Source organism: Sphingomonas sp. SORGH_AS_0789 (assembly GCF_031453055.1).
In the GTDB taxonomy this organism is placed as follows: Bacteria; Pseudomonadota; Alphaproteobacteria; order Sphingomonadales; family Sphingomonadaceae; genus Sphingomonas.
In genome coordinates this window covers 3,796,927-3,814,524 of sequence record NZ_JAVIYV010000001.1, presented here as the reverse complement: position 1 = coordinate 3,814,524, position 17,598 = coordinate 3,796,927, and the positions used below count along the sequence as shown (strand labels likewise).

Annotated in this window: 11 protein-coding genes; 3 read left to right on the top strand and 8 right to left on the bottom strand. The window is 68.8% G+C overall.

Features of this window, described 5'->3' with window-relative positions; genetic code table 11:
- Positions 1-112: 112 nt before the first annotated feature.
- Positions 113-2,566: an EAL domain-containing protein gene (locus tag QE360_RS17160; RefSeq protein ID WP_309703525.1), complete on the top strand. Its 2,454-nt coding sequence runs from the start codon at positions 113-115 to the stop codon at positions 2,564-2,566.
- Positions 2,567-2,620: 54 nt separating this feature from the next.
- Here QE360_RS17160 and QE360_RS17155 read toward each other — a convergent pair whose 3' ends face one another.
- The 8 genes from QE360_RS17155 to QE360_RS17120 form a co-directional block, all read right to left on the bottom strand.
- Positions 2,621-4,141, bottom strand: a complete 1,521-nt coding sequence (locus QE360_RS17155; RefSeq protein ID WP_309703522.1) for a tryptophan 7-halogenase — start codon at positions 4,139-4,141, stop codon at positions 2,621-2,623.
- The gene (locus QE360_RS17150; protein ID WP_309703520.1) at positions 4,138-4,863 is read right to left on the bottom strand and encodes a DUF6445 family protein; all 726 of its coding nucleotides are present in this window, start codon (positions 4,861-4,863) and stop codon (positions 4,138-4,140) included. The genes QE360_RS17155 and QE360_RS17150 overlap by 4 nt, the downstream gene beginning before the upstream one ends.
- 63 nt (positions 4,864-4,926) lie before the next feature.
- Positions 4,927-7,767, bottom strand: a complete 2,841-nt coding sequence (locus QE360_RS17145) for a TonB-dependent receptor (protein ID WP_309703518.1) — start codon at positions 7,765-7,767, stop codon at positions 4,927-4,929.
- A 420-nt stretch (positions 7,768-8,187) separates the two neighbouring features.
- Positions 8,188-9,192, bottom strand: a complete 1,005-nt coding sequence (locus QE360_RS17140; protein WP_309703516.1) for an SMP-30/gluconolactonase/LRE family protein — start codon at positions 9,190-9,192, stop codon at positions 8,188-8,190.
- A 55-nt stretch (positions 9,193-9,247) separates the two neighbouring features.
- Positions 9,248-11,539: a family 43 glycosylhydrolase gene (locus QE360_RS17135; protein WP_309703512.1), complete on the bottom strand. Its 2,292-nt coding sequence runs from the start codon at positions 11,537-11,539 to the stop codon at positions 9,248-9,250.
- Positions 11,536-13,026: a glycoside hydrolase family 43 protein gene (locus QE360_RS17130; protein ID WP_309703510.1), complete on the bottom strand. Its 1,491-nt coding sequence runs from the start codon at positions 13,024-13,026 to the stop codon at positions 11,536-11,538. The genes QE360_RS17135 and QE360_RS17130 overlap by 4 nt, the downstream gene beginning before the upstream one ends.
- A gap of 72 nt (positions 13,027-13,098) precedes the next feature.
- Entirely contained in the window at positions 13,099-14,241 is a 1,143-nt protein-coding gene (locus QE360_RS17125; RefSeq protein ID WP_309703507.1) for a HAMP domain-containing sensor histidine kinase, read from the bottom strand.
- Positions 14,231-15,544, bottom strand: coding sequence for a response regulator (locus QE360_RS17120; RefSeq protein WP_309703505.1), 1,314 nt, complete (start codon positions 15,542-15,544; stop codon positions 14,231-14,233). The genes QE360_RS17125 and QE360_RS17120 overlap by 11 nt, the downstream gene beginning before the upstream one ends.
- Before the next feature lie 126 nt (positions 15,545-15,670).
- Here QE360_RS17120 and QE360_RS17115 point away from each other — a divergent pair, with 126 nt between their 5' ends.
- Together QE360_RS17115 and QE360_RS17110 are read left to right on the top strand one after the other, a co-directional pair.
- Positions 15,671-16,903, top strand: coding sequence for an efflux RND transporter periplasmic adaptor subunit (locus tag QE360_RS17115; RefSeq protein WP_309703500.1), 1,233 nt, complete (start codon positions 15,671-15,673; stop codon positions 16,901-16,903).
- A gap of 13 nt (positions 16,904-16,916) precedes the next feature.
- Complete coding sequence (locus QE360_RS17110; protein ID WP_309703498.1) at positions 16,917-17,594, top strand: ABC transporter ATP-binding protein; 678 nt, start codon at positions 16,917-16,919, stop codon at positions 17,592-17,594.
- The last annotated feature ends 4 nt before the right edge of the window (positions 17,595-17,598 follow it).

Genomic DNA, 17,598 nt, shown 5'->3' with positions numbered 1-17,598 from the left:
CATTCTGTGTTAACATAGTTTATGGAGACGGCCGTCTCGCTCGGCCTCGGGCGGACCTGACCCTTTCTCCCGCTTTTCTTGGAACCAGGATCGCCTCTTGGCTGCATGCTCTATGGACGGATCGGACGTGGACGGCGGCACGGCGCTTTCCCGCTTCTGCGCGCTGGCCCGGCAGCTTTTCGCCATGCCCCATGCCTCTGTCCTGCTGGAAGAGGGGGGCGAGTATCGCCTCGTCGCCGGATCGCGGGGCGAGGATCGGGATGACGAACGCGTTCTGCACGACGAGGTGATGCGTCGTCGCGCGGTGAAAGTGGTCGGAGTGCAGGAAGACGGCGGCGCCACGGCCTTTCGGGCTGCGGCACCGCTGATGCGCGCGGATGGCGGATGCGCGGGGGTGCTGGCGCTCGGCGATCGGGGGGCACGGCGTTGGGACGCGCGGTCGTCGGCGCTGCTCGAACGGCTGGCGGCGGATGCGGCGGCCCTGTGGCAGCGTGAGGCGGAGAGCGCCGCCACCACCGCCCGACTGCGCGATCAGTTGGCCGAGACGCGGCGGGAACTGCACGAACTGGCGGATCATGGCGCGCATGCCCGCATGTTGAGCCGCCAGATGCCCTGGACCGCCGATCCGAACGGCAGCATCCGCGAGGTGGACCCGCGCTGGCTGACCCTGACCGGGCGGACGGCCGAACAGATATTGGGCGAGGGCTGGACCAGCGCGGTTCACCCCGACGACCTGCCCGTCATCGCCGCGGCGTGGCAGCGGGCCCTGTCGACCGGAGCCTCGACGGGGGTCGATGCGCGCGTGCGGATGCAGGACGGGGCCTATCGCTGGTTCAACACCCGCTCCGCCCCGCGTCTGGGGGAGGATGGTTCGATCTATCGCTGGTACGGCACGATCGAGGATATCCATGATCGCGTCATGGCCGAGCAGGCGCTGAGCGAAAGCGCGGCCTTTACCCGCAACGTGCTGGAAAGCACGACCGATTGCGTGGTCGTCATCGATCGCGACTGGCGGATCACCTATCTGAATGCGCGGGCGTCCAAATTCTTTCGCCCGTTCCGCGCGGCGGCGGTCGGCGACGCGGTCTGGGATCGCTTCGCCGAGTATCGCAAGAGCGACCTGGCCCAGCGCCTGAAGGTGGCGATCGGGACCGGCCAACCCAAGCGGTTCGAGATGCACCTGTCCGACCCCGATATCTGGCTGCATATCCACGCCTGTCCGGTCGCCGAGGGACTGGCGATCTTCTTTCGCAATATCACCAGGCGGATACGCGACCGCGAGCGGCTCGTCCGGCTGGCGCATTGCGACCCGCTGACCGGGCTGGCAAACCGGACCTTGTTCAACCAGGTGCTGGAAAGCGCCTTTGCCGGGCGGACCGAACGGCCGGTCGATGTCCTCATGCTAGACCTCGATTTGTTCAAGGAGGTCAACGACACGCTGGGCCATCCGGTCGGCGATGCGGTATTGTGCGCGGTCGCCGAGCGGTTCCGGTCGGTGACGGGGGAGGGGGACGTGCTCGCGCGGCTGGGCGGTGACGAGTTCGCGGTCATCCACTGGCCCGATCCGGCGGGGGGCAGCGCGATCGCGCTGGCGCATCGGCTGCTGGCCTGCTTCGCCGCGCCCTTCCCGCTGGAGGATACGGCGATCCGGCTGGCGGCCAGTATCGGCGTGGCGTCCTCGGTCCAGGCGCAAGGCTCGGCGAACGAGCTGTTCAAATCGGCCGATATCGCGCTCTACCGCGCCAAGGAGGCGGGAAGGGGAACGATCCGCGTCTTCGACTGCCCGATGGCGGCGCGCGTGCGCGACCGCCAGGTCATGAAATATGATCTGGAAGCGGCGCTATCGCGTGACGAATTGCGGCTGGTCTATCAACCGCTGCTCGATTTGAAATCCGGTCGGATCACGGGGGCCGAGGCGCTGCTCCGCTGGCATCATCCGACCCGTGGCGAGGTGCTGCCCGCCGATTTCGTCCCGCTGGCCGAGGAGACCGGCCAGATCGTGGCGATCGGCGACTGGGTCGTGGCGACGGCGTGCCGCGATGCCGTGAACTGGCCCGGCGATGCGACCGTCGCGGTCAATCTGTCGGGCGTGCAGTTGCGCGACGACCTGCTGCCGTCGCGGGTGCTGTCCGCGCTGTCGCGATCGGGGCTGGCGGCGGAGCGGCTGGAGCTGGAAATCACCGAGTCGATCCTGATGAGCGACAGCGACGGCACCATGGAAAAGCTGCATCGCCTGCGCCGACATGGCGTTCGCATCGCGCTCGACGATTTCGGGACGGGCTATTCCTCGCTCTCCTATCTGCGTCGTTTCCGTTTCGACAAGTTGAAGCTCGATCGCTGCTTCGTCGATGACATCGGCCGATCGCCCCAATCGGATTCGATCGTGCGCGCGGCGTGCGAAATGGGACGCGCCTTTGCGATGACGATGACGGCGGAGGGCGTCCAGACACCCGAGCAGTTGGAATGGCTGCGCGCGCATGGCTGGTCGCAGGCGCAGGGTTACCTGATCGCCCGCCCCCTGGAGGCGGATGCGTTCCTGCGTTACATGGTGGCGTACAACCGCTAGGCCGGATCGCCGTTACAGGCGTCATGCCTGCTCGTCCCGCCGCGAACCGATCCGTTACCGCCCGGCGGCGCAATGCCGGGCGATGAAGTCGGCATGGGCGGGGATATGGCCGACCGCCGCGCGGGTCACGGTCGCGATCCGATCCAGCCGGGCACGCAGTTCCTCGATCGGGATGCCCGCCGCGATCGGGTCATAGGCGCCGGGGTGAAGTCCCTGTCCATCCATCACCGCCAGCCAGCTCGTCTTGGTGAACAGTTCGTCCGCCTCGCGGAACACGCGCCCGGTGCGGTTGTAGATCGCGATCCGCTCGGCCAGCGAGTCCGGGATCGGCATCGCCGCCAGCTGCCGCCAATAGGGAGTGTCGCGCCGCTCGGTCGCGTGGAAATGCAGGATCAGGAAGTCGCGGATGCTCTCGAATTCGGCCGCCATCAGCCGGTTGTAACGCCGGATGTCCGCCGCCTCGAACGCGCGGGTCGGCAGCATTTCCAGCAGGCGCGCGATCCCCGCCTGGATCAGATGGATACTGGTCGACTCGAGCGGCTCCATGAACCCGCTCGCCAGCCCCAGCGCCACGCAATTGCCGATCCAGAAACGGTCGCGGCGTCCGGTGCGGAACCGCAGCAGCCGCGGTTCGGCCAGCGGCTCGCCGTCCAGATGCGCGAGCAGCGTCGCGGTCGCCTCGTCGTCGGAGATATGACGGCTGGCATAGACATGGCCGTTGCCCGTCCGGTGCTGAAGCGGGATACGCCACTGCCATCCCGCACCATGCGCGGTGGAACGGGTGAAGGGGACAGGCGGTCCTGCCGGAGCGGTCGGCACCGCCACCGCGCGGTCGTTGGGCAGCCAATGGCCCCAATCCTCGAACCCCCCGCCCAGCGTCTCCCCGATCAGCAGGCCGCGAAAGCCGGTGCAGTCGATGAACAGGTCGGCGGCGATATGGGTGCCGTCGGCCAGCACGACCGCCGCGATGCGCTCCGGCCGGACGTCGCGCGCCACCTCGACCACGCGGCCCTCTTGCCGGGCCACGCCCTGCGCCTCGGCATGGCTGCGCAGGAATCGTGCATAGAGCGTCGCGTCGAAGTGAAAGGCATAGCCGATATGCGCGAGCGGGGTGTTGCCCGGCTGCGGCCGCATGAACCGCCCCGCCCGGGCCGCCGCCGCGCAGATCGAATAGGCCTCGAGCGGCGCGGCTTCGCCCGCCAGCCGCAACCGCTGCCACATCGCCTCGAACGGCACCGCGCCCCGGTCGACGCCGTGCACGCCGAAGGGGTGGAAATAGCGGTGGCCGGGACGCAGCCAGTCGACGAACTCGATGCCCAGCTTGAACGTGCCCTGCGTGGCGCGGACGAAGCTGTCCTCGTCGATGCCGAGCAGCGCGTTGAACGCCTGGATCGGGGGGATGGTCGCTTCGCCGACGCCGACGGTGCCGATCTCCTCGGACTCGACCAGCGTGATGGCGGGGCCCTGCGGCCCCAGCACGCGGGCCAGCGCGGCGGCGGCCATCCATCCGGCGGTCCCGCCGCCGATGATCGCGATCCGGGCGATCGGTCCGTCCTGGTCGTCGCGTCGGTTCATGCGTCCATCCGGCATTGCAGGAAGAGATTGCCGGTCAACCGGCCATGGCGCGGGTCCGCCGCCCTATCGGGCAACGCGGTGATCTGCCCCGAATGAAGCAGCGCCGCGCGGTAGAGGATCAGCCGGTCAGGCCGGGCGGGGATCGCCTCGGTTCGCACGAAGGCCGGATCGTCGCCGGTGCAATAGCCCGGCGGCGGGGCGGGGTCGGTCGCCCGCGCCGCCTGATAGGACGGCAGGCGCTCGGCATCGATGGTCTCGAACCCCGTCGCGCGGTGGCGGAAAAAGGCGGTGCCGTCCGCATGGTCGGCCGACAGGAAATGCACGGTCGCGAATTGCAGCCGGTCGGCGGTATCGACATGCGGCGCGCGCTGATCCTCGCTCAGATCGGCGGCGGGCATGGTGACGAGCGAGAAATTGCCGCGGGCACGGGCCGGACGAACCGGCGCGCCCGTGAAATGCGCGGCGATCAGCGGCAGCACCGCGCGCACCATCGCATCGATATAGGCGACCGGCGCAGGCCCCAGCAGGCCGGGATAGCCGCTGCCCACCGACGCGGCGGGGGCGAAGGCGGAGCGGCTGGCGGCGAAATCGCGCAGCGCCGCCATCTGCCCCGACGCCCGGTCGACGATCAGCAGGGGTTCGCGCTCCCGCCCGATCCGCAACAGGGTGAAGGCGGCCTCGGCGCCGAAGAAGGAGAATGCCGGGGGCGGCAAGGTGGCCATGGCGATCGTCCCGCAAAAAATACCGGCATGTCCTTGCAATAAGGACATGCCGGCAGTCGGGGATCAATAGGTCGCGCGCAGCGACAGGCCGAAGCGGCGGTCGTTCAGCTGATATTGCAGCGGTTGGCCGATGGTGCCGATATAGGTGACGTTCATGCGGTTGGTCAGGTTCACCGCATCCGCCGACAGCGCGATATGGCTGTTCACATTGACGCTGACCGAGGCGTCGAGCGAGGCATAGGGCTTGGCATATTGCGGCTGGTTGGTGCCCGCGCCGAAGGTCTGGTCGAGATAGCTCGACCGCCAGTTATAGGCGAGGCGCGCGGTCAGCGGCCCCTTTTCGTACAGGCCGATCAGATTGTAATTATGCTTGGACAGCTTCTCCAGCGGCAGCTGGGTCGACATGCCCGATCCGGCGACCGCGAAGGGGTTGGTCACGTTGGAGTCGACATAGGTGTAGTTGGCCTGCACGCCGAACCCGCTGAGCAGCCCCGGCAGGAAGTCGAAGAACTGCTGATAGCCGATCTCGGCGCCCTTGATCGTGCCCTTGCCCGAATTCAGCACCGTGCTGACGTCATAGGCGCGCCCCTGGAAATTCTGGACGACCACGCCGCTGGCCAGGAAGCCGTCAACCTTCTTGTAGAACAGGCCGCCGATCAGCGAGCCGGTCGGCGCGAAATACCATTCCGCCGTCAGGTCGAAATTGTCCGAGGAGATCGGGTTCAGGCGCGGATTGCCCGAGCTGGCGCTGGGGCGGCCGGTGATCGGATTGACCTGGTTGGGATTGTTCAGCGTCAGGTTGGTCGACAGCTGGTCGAAGTTCGGCCGCGCCAGCCCCTTGGAATAGGCGAGGCGCATCTGGAACTCGTCGGTCAGCCGGGCGCGGATGTTCACGCTGGGCAGCGCGCGGATATAGCTTTTCTGGACCGCCAGCGGCGAGGTGGTGCCGTTGGAATTGAACTGCGTTCCGAACGAGGTCAGGTCGGTCTTGACCAGCCGGACGCCCGCGCCGCCGTCGAAGCGCACGCCCCCCGCCGTGAACGCGAAGTCGCCCGCGCCCCAGACCGTATAGGTCTTTTCGGTCTGCGCATTCAGGTCGCCCGGCGTGAACGCATCCTTGGTCTTGGCGCCGAACAGCGCATAGAGCGCCTTGGTCTGCGCCCAGACCCCGTCGCCCGCCGGGAAGGCGGGATAGAGCAGCCCGCCGGTGACGGTGCGTCCGTCGAAGAAATTCTTGGACGGGCCTTGCATCGCCAGCTGCGGATTGCGGCTGAGCGGGATGAGCGCGGTGCCGTCGGGGGCCGAGCAGGACGGGTCGGGGCCGGTGGCGTACAGGCAGACACCGTTCCAGGTGCCGCGCAGGTTGATCGAATTGTCCGAATAGCGCGCGCCGCCGCGCAGCTTCTGCAGGAAGCCGCCCTCCAGGTCATAGTCGATGTCATAGGCCAGCGCGAGCGTGTCGGCGTCGTTCCGCTGCAACGCGTCGGCGATATAGGGGGTGGCGTAATTGGCCGGGTTGGTCAGCAGCGCCTTGTCGCGGACATCCCATTGCGGACGGCTGCCGCGCAGGTCGAAATCGATGGTCGACGGATGCGGCGATCCGGTCGTCGTATTCTGGCCGGTCGCGGTGAACAGCGTCAGGACATGGCCGTTGCGGTCGGCGTTGTAATAGCTTTTCAGATACTGGACGTCGAAATGGACCTTGGCGCGGTCGGTCGCCTGCCAGTCGGCGCCCAGCGTGAAATTCTGGCTCTGGCTCCACAGCTGCTGGTCGAAGCGACCCGACTCGAAATTCTGGCCCTGGAGCGACCCCGATGTGGCGTAGCCATCCTTGTTGAAGGTGAAATTGGACCCCGGCAGTGGGCTCGACTGGCTGCCGCCATTGACGGTGTAGAAATAGGCGCCGCGCCGGTTGAACCAGTATTTGGCGAGCTGATACTGGCCGGTGATCAGCAGATTGTCGGCGGCGCGCCACTGGATCGCGGTCGCGACGCCCAGGCGGCGGCGGTCGCCCAGATCGTCATAGACCTGCATGCCCATCGGCGCCTTGGCATTGGCGGGCGCGCCCGCGATCGATCCGGCGGGGATCGGCTGTTGCGGATTGGCGAGGATGCCGTCCTGACGGTAATAGCTGGTCGAATAGACCGCGTTCACCAGGAAGCCGATCTCGCCGATGCCGGTGTCGAACCGGTTGCTGTACAGGCCCGAGGTGGAATAGCCGAACTTGTCCGCGCGGTCATAGTAATTGCCGCGAATGGTGCCGCTGATCGTCTGGCCGGGCTTGTCGAAGGGCAGGCGGGTGCGCAGGTTCACCGCGGCGCCCACACCGCCCTCGATGATGTTGGCGGGGGCGTTCTTGTACACGTCGATGCCCGCCAGCAATTCGGGCGGAATCCCCTCCAGGTCGAAGGCGCGACCGCCCGAGGCGGAATAGATGGCGCGGCCGTCGAGGAAATTCTGCACCTGGGTCAGGCCGCGCACAGTGATGGCGGGCGAGGTGCGGTGATCGAAGTCGGTCGCGCCTTCGCCGTAGCGGCGCTGGATCTGGACGCCGGTGATGCGCTGCAACGCCTCGGTCGTGTTGGCGTCGGGCAGCTTGCCGATATCCTGCGCCTGCACCGAGTCGACGATCTGATTGGCGTTGCGCTTGAGCGCCTGCGCCGACCGAAGGGACTCGCGCACGCCGGTGACGACGATGTCCTGGTCGGAGACGCCCTGCGCGACCTGGGTGGCGTTCAGCGCGCCGGTGGGCTTGGTCGGGTCGCGGCCCGCCTCGACTCGCAGGCCGCCGCCCTGCATCGGTGTCGCGTCGCCGGTCTGCGCCTGTGCGCCACCGCTGAACCCGCTTATGGCCAGAGCCGCCATGGATGCACCGATCAGCCAGCGCGATTGCAAATCTCGCATATATCCTCCCCCAATGTCCGGCCGCTCTTCGCGGCTCGACTGGGAACATGCCATATCGGCAAATGACTGACAAATAGAAGTTGTGGCCTGTTACCTGCTCGGATCAAGAACAGGGAGGCAAATCGCTCATTTTTCAGCGGAAAAATTGTCAAAACGGCTGTGTCTTGCGCATGATGGCGAGCGTCGCGAATGTTCCTGCCGAGCATCCGCGAGTGCCGATGAAGCGGAAATGATTCGTTACAGCGTTTTCATCAGACAAAATAAGGCGGCCGGGTCACCGGGGCGCGACGACGCGATTCGGCGACGCGGTCGACCCGTCGGCCGTTCGCGTTCGGCATGGCGTCCGGCCATGAAAACATGCCGGATGGCGATCCGTGAGTGGGGCGCGGTGCTGGAGATGCCGGACCGCGCCGGGCGGCTTTATCCCTGCCAGCCCGGGCGGAGCGCCACGCGCAGGATGCGGTCGTTCGCCGCCAGGAACAGCGCGCGGCCGCCCTCGCCAAAGGCGCAGTTGGCGATCGGCGCATCCTGTTCGATCAGGCCGAGCGGCTCGGCCTCCGGTGTCATCAGCATCATGCCGCCGGGCACCGAGCAGACCAGCGTGCCGTCCCGCGCGACCTTCATGCCGTCAGGCAGCCCGGCGCCGCCCGCCGCCAGCATCGACCGCGCATCGAGCAGCATGCGCCGCCCGCGCGCCATGCCCCTGGCGTCCAGATCATAGACCATGATCCGGGGCGCGGCTTCGTCCGAAACCGAGACATAGAGGCGGCGCTCGTCTGGCGACAAGGCGATGCCGTTGGGGCGGGTCAGCTCACCGTCGATCAGGTCGATCCGGCCATCGGGGTGGCGGCGATAGACGCCGTTGACCGTCTGTTCCTTCAGCGGCGAGGTGTCGCCGTCTTTCAGGCCATAGGGCGGATCGGTGAACCAGATCGTCCCGTCGCGCGCGACATGCAGATCGTTGGGGCTGTTGAAGCGCTTGCCCGCATGGCGATCGGCCAGCACGGTGCGGCGACCGGTGGTCAGGTCGACCCGGTCGATCGAGCGCCCGCCGCTATTGGCGATCAGCAGCGCGCCGTCCCTGTCCAGCGCCAGCCCGTTGGCGCCGGGCTCGCGGACCAGCGCCGGATCGGTGCCCGGTGCGCCCGAAGGATCGAGCACGACCGACACCGCGCGGCCGCGCTGCCACCGGCGGACGATATTGGCGGGCGGATCGGAGAAGAGGAGATAGCCGCCACGCGGCACCCATAAGGGCCCCTCGGCCCAGCGTATGCCGGTCGCGATCACCTCCGGCTCGGTCCCTGGCGCGATCATCCGGTCGAGCCGCAGCGACAGGCGGCGGAGGCGCGGGGGCGTTTCCGCACCGGCGGGCGCGGCGAGCATGGCGAGGCCGGCGGCAAGCACGGAACGGCGGGAGAGTGTCATGATGTCGGCAGCTTGCGGGAAAAGCGGTCGCCCGGCAAGCGGGCGGACCGGGGCTTCATCGCCGGGCCTTGCCGCGCGTGACCGTCACCCGCATCGTCACGCTCCGCTGCGACGGCCCGACCTCCTCGTCACGGGTCATGTCGAGGACGGGGCGACCATCGGCGGCCCAATGGACCCGGCGCACGCGCGTGTCGCGACCATTGCCGCCCACCCCGTCGCCCCAGCTGTGATAGACGTAGAGCGGATTGCCGTCCTCGTCGGTGGTGAACGCACCGTGACCGACGCCTTGTTCGTACCGGCGATAGTCGATGACGCCCTTGGGCATCGGCTCGCTATGCTGGAGCGGCGCGTTCCATTTGTGCCAGTTGTCGATCCGCGTCGGGTCCTCGCCGTCGCGCAGCCAGGCGCCGCCGACGACATAGGTTGGGCTGACCCCCGAGCTGGAATAGATCAGATGGGTGCGTCCGCCATGATGGAGGGCAAAGGCCCCTTCGGACAGATTTTCCTCGAAGGACCGCGTCGGCGCGACGATCGGGCGCGGGGTGGAGGTGAGGCGGGTGGGATGCGCCGGATCGACCCGTGCGATCCAGGTCAGCGGATCGCCCAGCGGGCCCTGGCCCGGCAGGTAGCGCTGCGACCAGGTGTAATAGGCTTTCCCGCCGATCATGGCATAGGACATGTCGAGGCTGATGTTGCGGGCGAATTCGACGCGGCCCAGCGGTGATCCGTCCGCCTTCCGAATGGCGGCGGGGCGCGACCAGTCGGCCGGGTCGGCGGGATCGCCGCCGGGCCGCAGCTGCATGATATGCGACGCCACCCGGTCCCAGGCGCCGTCCTTGTTCGACTGATCGTCGCTGGGGTTGAAGCAGGGCGCGAACAGGATGGACAGCCGCCCGCCAATCTCGTGCAGCTCGGGCGCCCAATAGCATCCGGCGATCACGCGTCCCTCGGCGGTACGGTCGCGCCGGGTCAGGCGGTTGAGCAGGTCGACCTCGCGCCCCCGCCCGCCATGGTCGTCGGCCAGCGCCGCGATGCTGTCCGCGACCCGGATCGGCAGATGGGCCGATCCGACATTGTCGTTGTTCGTATCGTCGGTCGCGATGAACAGATAGCGGACCCGGCCGCCCCGTGCGTAGCGATAGATGACCGGATCGGCGCGATTATAGGCGAAGATGGCCGGATAGACGGGCTGGCGGACGGTCCCCCGCACGACATAATGCCCCGGCCCACCGCGGGCGATCCGCGCCAGATCGGCGGTGTCCCAGTCGACGCCCCGTGTCGCGGACGATCCGTCCGAATAGGTGAGCCGCGCCCGCGTCTTCGCCAGCTGGGGAATTTGCGCGATCGTGATGCGGCGCGGGTCGACCATGGCTCGCAGGTTGACGATCCGGCCATAGCGATCGGCCAGCGCGGCGGCGGTCCGGCTGTCGAGCGGCAGGGCGGCGTCGTCCTCCACCATTCCGGCGACTTTGCCCGCCTGCACCGCGCCGACATTGGCCGCCGCGACGATGCGCATCCGGCGTCCGTCATGATCGGGGAAGAAGGGCGTCGCCACCCGCTCGGTCCGTGCCAGATCGGCGACGCTGGCCCAATGCGGCTTGCCCGCATCGTCACGCCAGGCGACCAGATAGCGCCGCGCGGCACTGTCCCAGATCGCGCGCGGCGCGACGACGCCGCCGGTCGTGCCAAGGTCGATCAGCCCCAGTTCGGTGAAGTCGGCGGGACTGGCGGGATCGCTCTTGAACACCAGCGCGCTCGACCGCTGCGACGTGTCGGGCTTTCCCGCCAGATCGACCCGCGTCGCGATGACGCCCAGGCTGCCATCGGCGAAATGGAACAGCGAAGGGGTGACGATCCCGCGATGCTCGACCCGGTCGACCCCGACATATTCGCCGATGGGAAAGAGGATGCCGTAATTCCCATTGAGCGGGGTTGCGGCGCCATCGCCGGTGGCAAGCGCCAGATGGACCGAGCGGGCGATGATCGGCTGGTTCGCGTCATGCGCATCGGTCGGGCTGCGACCATAGGCCGACAGGCGCGGCGCGGATCCGGGCAGGAGGGTGACGGTGAAGCGCTTCTCCTGGGTCCCGGCCCCGGCCATGACGCGACGCCCGGTCAGCGTGACGCGAACCTGCCGGTCGCCGCGAAGGACCAGGCGATCGCCGTCCAGAACCGGTCGGTCGGCGGACCAGCGTATCGCTCCCTCGGGCGAGACGGGCAGGCGGCTGCCCGATGCCATGACCGGCGGCACGATCCAGGGGGCCGCTTGCGGCGCGACCGGCTGGGTGGAGCCGGGGGCGACCATGACGATCAGCGGCCAGGCGGCGGCGCGAAGCAACCCGCTCATCGTGCCGCACCGCTGGTCGGCGCGGCGGGGCTCCAGCGGGCGACCAGCGCGTCCCGTTCCCTGGCGGTGATCGACAGGACCGAGCCGTGACGCGGCGAGGCGGGCAGGCGGAAATCCTTGGGATAGGTCCATCGGATGGGGCCGCGCAGCGACCGGGTGGCGAGCGGGATGTAACCGACGCCGCCATAATTATCGACCCAGAGGAAATATCGGAACCCGCTGGTGTCGCCCGGATTGGCGACGAAGGCGCTCGGCCCCTCGACCTCGGGCGTCCCCGCCTTGCGGCCGATGCAGCGGTCGATGGTGCGCCACGCACCCGAATGGCCGGTGGCGCGCAGCGTGCGGGAACGCTGGCCCATAATGTCCGACGAAGGACAGCCCGACACCTCCGACACCTTGGTGAAGCGGTAATAGTCCGCGCCGTCCTTCAGCACGGTGGAATCGATCATGCCCTTGTCCTTCACCAGAAAGGGCAGGTCGGCGGCCTTGAACCAGGGGCGGGGCGGGGTGAAGTGGCGGAAGTCGCGGGTGGTGGAGATCAGGATCTGCGGCCCGTTGCCGTCACTGGTCCGGTGGCTGGCATCGGTGAACAGGGTCGATGTCCAATAGACGACATAGGCCTGGATCGTCGGGTCGTAGGTCGCCTCGGGCGCCCAGGTCATGCCCGCTTGGGGAAGGTTGACCTTCACATGACGCTGCTCGCTCCAGTGGACGAGGTCGGTCGATTCCCAGATTTCCAGATAATGGCTGCCCTTGTTGGTCGCGCCGCCCCAGCCGCTGCGCCCCACCGACAGGTCGGTCGCCAGCAGGAAGAAGCGGTCGCCCTCCGCCGATCGCAGGATGAACGGATCGCGCAGGCCCATCGTGCCCTTGCTCGACTCCAGGACCGGCCGTGCGCCGTTCAGTTCCCGCCATCGCAGCGCGTTGTTGCCGTCCGAAACCGCGAAGCGCAGCTTCTCGCCCTCCACCGTGTCGGAATGGAAATAGACGAACATATAGGCGCTCATGTCGGCGGGACGCGGCGCGGCGGCGGCCAGGACCGTCAGGTCGAGCGGGACCATCACCGGCGCGGCCCCCGGCGCGGTCACGGTCGCGGTCAGCCGAACCCGGCGGTCGGTCCGGCCGCGATGGACCACGCCCTTGCGGACCCGATCGTCGCCCCGGCCCCGGTCGCGGTCCGACAGGATCGCCGGGTCCGACGAGCGCCAGCCTATCGTGACGAGACGGGCCTGCGGGTCGTCGGATGTGGCGGCAAGATCGGCGGCGGTATCGGGCAGGGTGATGCTGCCCCGGATCGGCGCGGTCAGCGCGGGATCGCGACGGATCGCATCGGCCACCCTGTGCGCCAGCGCCGCCGCGTCATCGGCGGGCGCTGGCGCCGGAAGCTTCGGTGCGGCGGGCATCGCCCATGTCGGAGTGATGGCGACGCTGGCCAACGCCAGCAAAAGCCCTTGTCCGCGCCCCAATCCCGGAATCCTGCCCGACATTCCCGCCCCCGATGCTGTGATTGTGGGGCAAGATCGATCATTATGTCCTACAAGTAAAGCGGCAAGATCGCCCTATTCGCCGGGTATGGCCAAGGCGAACGTCGTCGTCGCCACCGGCAACAGCGTCAGGTCGCCGCCATGCGCGCGGGCGATGCGTCGGGCCAGGGTCAGGCCGATGCCCGACCCGTCGGGCTTGGTGGTGTGGAAGGGGCGGAAGATCCGCGCGCGCTCCGGCCCCGCTACGCCGCCGCCGCTGTCGGTAATCGCGAAGCGCAGGCCAGGCCCGTCCATCGCGGCGGTCAGCGTCACCTGCGGCGCGACTGCTCCACCCAGCGCCGCCTCGGCCGCGTTTTGCAGCAGCGCCCAGAGCGCCTGCGTCATCTGGTCGCGGTCGCACCGCCCGATCAGTCCGTCCGGCACCGCCATGGAGAGTGCGACCCCGCTTCCGAAGCGCTGCTCAAACAACCGCGCCAGATCGACGGCCAGTTCGGTGACCTTGAACGGGTTGCGGACCGGATCGGGCAGCCGGGCCAGCGTGCGATAGGCGCGGGTGAACCGCTCCAGCCCCTCGATCCGCCTGGCGAGGGTGGCAAGGATGCCATGCAGTCGCGCATCCTGCCGCTCCGCCGCTATCACCGCGCTGTCGGCCAGCGACACGATCGGCGACAGGCCGTTCAGCAGCTCGTGCCCCAATATGTCGATCATCTCGCTATCGGCATGCGCCTCGGCGGCGCGGCGTTCCGCCTCGACATCGATCAGCATGGCCAGCGCGCGCTCGGGCCCGGCCTCGACGCGTTCGATCCGCCAGCTTCGCCCCTCATGCCGCAACCGGCTTTCCTGCGGCTCGAACAGCGCGGGCGGTGGCGACGACAGGCGGTCGTCGGTCGCGAACAGCGTCCGGCCGGCACGGTTGAGCGCCCGTGCCGATCGCCCCTCGATCCGCAGCAGTGGCAAGGGGATCTGGTCGAACAGCGCATGAAGCGGCGGCCCGCGCGGCGCCATGTCGGCGGGCGCGGGGGCAGGGGGCAGGATAGGCGTCCGCGCGGCGGCCCAGCCGATCGCCCCGATCAGCCAGCCGGTGCCCAGGCCCAGCCCCAGCACCGACCCCAGCATGCCGTTCTGCCACGTCACCACCATCAGCCCACCGAACAGCGTCAGCATCAGTCCCGACAGGAGGATGGCGACGACCCGCCGGGTGGGCGCATCAAAGCCCATGGCGCGCCATGCGACGATATAGCGCGCCCCGGCTGAGCCCCAGGGCCTGGGCGGCATGGGTGACGTTGTGATGATGCTCGATCAGCGCCGCCTCGATCATGCCCCGCTCTGTTTCGTCCAGGTCGAAGCTGGAGCGTGGGGTGGCGGCGGCGGCGACCGGCGCGGCGGCAGGGGCGAGCAGCGCCGCCTCGATCACGCCACCATCCCCCAGCAGCAGCGCCCGCTCGATCGCGGCGGACAGGCCGCGCGCTTCGTCGGGCCATGGCGCGGAGATCAGCAGCGCCTCCGCCGCCGGGGTGAAGCGTGGGGCCGGGCGACCATGGCGCTCGGCGGCGATCCGGGCGAAATGGCGCGCGAGCAGGGGAATGTCCGCCTGCCGCCGGGCGAGCGAGGGGGTGGCGATCTCCACCGTCGCGATCCGCCGCGCCAGCGCCGGGGTGATCCCGCCCGGATCGTCGGCGATTGCGATGAAGCGCGCCGCCATCGGCAGCCGATCGAGCAGCCGCGCCTGCGCGACCTCGTCCAGCCGGTCGGGATGGCGCAACAGCCAGGTCCCGGCCTCTTCACCGGCCAGCCGGTCCCACGCCGTCATATCGCGCAGGTCCAGCCGCGCCATCGGCTGGTCCGCATCCGCAGAGGCGGCATGGACCGCCTGGGCGATCAGCGTCCGCCCCGCGCCCGACGGGCCGGTGACGACGATCCCCGCCCGGGTCGGCCCGACGCGGCGGATCAACGCGCGCACCTGCTCGATCGCGGGACTGTCGCCCAACAGCCGGGCGGGCTCGCCGCCGGGGACCTCGCCGCCATAGACATGGGGACGATCGGAGCGGGGGGCGGGGCGGGCGGCGGCGACCTCGATCTTGGCGATCAGCTCGGCATTGCGCCACGGCTTCATGACGAAATCGCGCGCGCCCGCCTGCATCGCGGCGACGGCCAGGCGTATGCCGCTATGCGCGGTGATGACGATGATGCAGGCCGCCGGATCGTCGGCGAGCAGCCGCGCGAGCATGGCCAACCCCTCCGCGCCATCGGTGCGTCCGGCGGCATAGTTGAGGTCGAGCAGGATCGCGTCGTATCGCCGCGCCGCCAGACGGGAAAAGCCCTCTTCCGGCCCCGATGCGATATCCAGCCGGTGTCCGGCCAGTTCGATCGCGATGCCCAGCGATTCGGCGATGCGCGGATTGTCGTCGATGACCAGGATCGACAGCGCGCTTGACGACGCCCCGCACCGTCCATTTTCGGACATGCTGTCCGGACGCGAACGGTCGGATTCGGCGGTCGGCGGGGAAAGTGGCGGTTTCATAGGGCTTTAGGTTTTTCGGCCGTCCTGGGTGACATTCGTCCCATGATGACCGAACAGATGACAGGCGCAATCACTTCCGCCAGCGGGGATGGCGGAGGCGTTTCGGGGACCCCGCCGGGGGCCGCGATGGACCGGCGGATCGCGCGAAAGCCCGTCCCCTGGTGGCGTCGCCGTGCGGTCGTGATCGCCATGCTGGTGATGATCGGCGCGGGTCTGGTCTGGCACTTCCTGCCCGCCGCCGGATCGACCGACATCGCCGCCGCCAATGTCGACACGGGCGAGGTCACGCGCGCTGCGTTCGACGATTACCTGCCGGTCCGCGCCACGGTGACGCCGCGCGTCACCACGCTGGTCGGCGTGCTGGCGGGCGGACAGGTCGAGAAGCTGCTGGCGCAGGACGGCGACATGGTTCGCGAGGGACAGCCGCTCGCCACCCTCGCCAATCCGCAGCTCAAGCTCGACGTGCTGACCCGCGAGGCGCAGATCGCCAGCCAGCTGGGCGGCGTGGCGAGCGAGGGGCTGGGGATCGAGCGCAACAAGCTCGACCGGGCGGGGCAGGTGGCGCAGGCCGAATATGACCTCATCAAGGCGCGGCGCGACCTGGGTATCCGGCGTCAGCTTCACGATCAGGGCTTTCTGTCGGATGCGGGCGTCCGCAGCTTTGAGGAGGAGGCCGCCTATCAGGAAAAGCGCCTCGCCCAGCTCAAGTCCGGCCGCGCGACCGAGGCGCGGATCACCGCGACCCAATCCGCGCGGCTGTCCGACACGCAGACGCGGCTGTCGGGCAATCTGGCGGCGGTGCGCGCCGGGCTGGAGGCGCTGACCATCCGCGCGCCGACGGGCGGGCGGCTGACCAATTTCACGATCCAGCCGGGTCAGACGCTCAAGCCCGGCGATCCGGCGGGCCAAGTCGACAGCGAGGGGTCGTGGAAGCTCGTCGCACAGGTCGACGAATATTATCTGGGCCGTGTCGCGGTGGGGCAGAAGGCGACGACCTCGGACGGCGTCGGGCTGACCGTGTCGAAGGTGCTGCCAGCCGTGAAGGACGGGCGGTTCCAGGTCGAGTTGACCTTCGACCGCCCGCCCGCCGGGCTCAATCGCGGGCAGACGATCGACATCCGCATCACGCTGGGCGCCGCGAGCCGCGCGCTGGTCGCCCCGGTCGGCGGCTGGCTGGAGGCGGGCGGGAGCTCGGCCTTCGTCCTCGATCCCGACGGCGCGCATGCCCGCCGCCGCACCGTGCGCATCGGCCGCCGCAATCCCGAACAGGTGGAGATCCTGTCCGGCCTCAACCCCGGCGAGCGCATCGTCACCAGCAACACATCGTCCGTGAAGGGCGACATACTGAACATCCGATAAGGGGGACCGACAGATGATCCGACTGGAAGGCATTCAGCGCCGCTATGTCTCCGACGAGGTGGAGACGACCGCGCTGCACGATATCGACCTGCATGTGGCGGCGGGCGAGTTCCTGGCCATCATGGGCCCCTCGGGCTGCGGCAAGTCGACCTTGCTCAACACGCTGGGCACGGTCGACCGGCCGACGGGCGGGCGATACCTGTTCGGCGACCGCGATCTGGCGGCGGTGGACGAAAAGGAACTGGCGAAGTTCCGTGCCGAGACGCTGGGCTTCGTCTTCCAGAGCTTCAACCTGATCGACGAACTGACCATCGAGGAGAATGTCGCGCTCGGCCTCGCCTATCGCAGCGATGCGGGGGATCGTCGCGGCCGGGTGGCGGCGGCGATGGACAAGGTCGGCATCGCCCACCGCGCGCGCCACTTCCCCCACCAGCTGTCGGGCGGCCAGCAGCAGCGCGCCGCCATCGCCCGCGCCATCGTGGGTGACCCCAAGCTGATCCTGGCGGACGAGCCGACCGGCAATCTCGACACCGCCAATGGCGAGCAGGTGATGAACATCCTGACCGGCCTGAACGATGCGGGCGCGACCATCGTGATGGTCACCCACTCGCCCAGCCATGCCGACCTCGCCAAGCGCCGCATCGACATGCTCGACGGCCGCATCGTCGCCAGCGCCATGCGCGCGATCTGAAAGG

Excerpts from the sequence above, each read along its gene's own strand:
- QE360_RS17160 (WP_309703525.1), top strand. The coding sequence starts at position 113 with ATGGACGGATCGGACGTGGACGGCGGCACGGCGCTTTCCCGCTTCTGC.
- QE360_RS17155 (WP_309703522.1), bottom strand. The coding sequence starts at position 4,141 with ATGAACCGACGCGACGACCAGGACGGACCGATCGCCCGGATCGCGATC.
- QE360_RS17150 (WP_309703520.1), bottom strand. The coding sequence starts at position 4,863 with ATGGCCACCTTGCCGCCCCCGGCATTCTCCTTCTTCGGCGCCGAGGCC.
- QE360_RS17145 (WP_309703518.1), bottom strand. The coding sequence starts at position 7,767 with ATGCGAGATTTGCAATCGCGCTGGCTGATCGGTGCATCCATGGCGGCT.
- QE360_RS17140 (WP_309703516.1), bottom strand. The coding sequence starts at position 9,192 with ATGACACTCTCCCGCCGTTCCGTGCTTGCCGCCGGCCTCGCCATGCTC.
- QE360_RS17135 (WP_309703512.1), bottom strand. The coding sequence starts at position 11,539 with ATGAGCGGGTTGCTTCGCGCCGCCGCCTGGCCGCTGATCGTCATGGTC.
- QE360_RS17130 (WP_309703510.1), bottom strand. The coding sequence starts at position 13,026 with ATGTCGGGCAGGATTCCGGGATTGGGGCGCGGACAAGGGCTTTTGCTG.
- QE360_RS17125 (WP_309703507.1), bottom strand. The coding sequence starts at position 14,241 with ATGGGCTTTGATGCGCCCACCCGGCGGGTCGTCGCCATCCTCCTGTCG.
- QE360_RS17120 (WP_309703505.1), bottom strand. The coding sequence starts at position 15,544 with ATGAAACCGCCACTTTCCCCGCCGACCGCCGAATCCGACCGTTCGCGT.
- QE360_RS17115 (WP_309703500.1), top strand. The coding sequence starts at position 15,671 with ATGGACCGGCGGATCGCGCGAAAGCCCGTCCCCTGGTGGCGTCGCCGT.
- QE360_RS17110 (WP_309703498.1), top strand. The coding sequence starts at position 16,917 with ATGATCCGACTGGAAGGCATTCAGCGCCGCTATGTCTCCGACGAGGTG.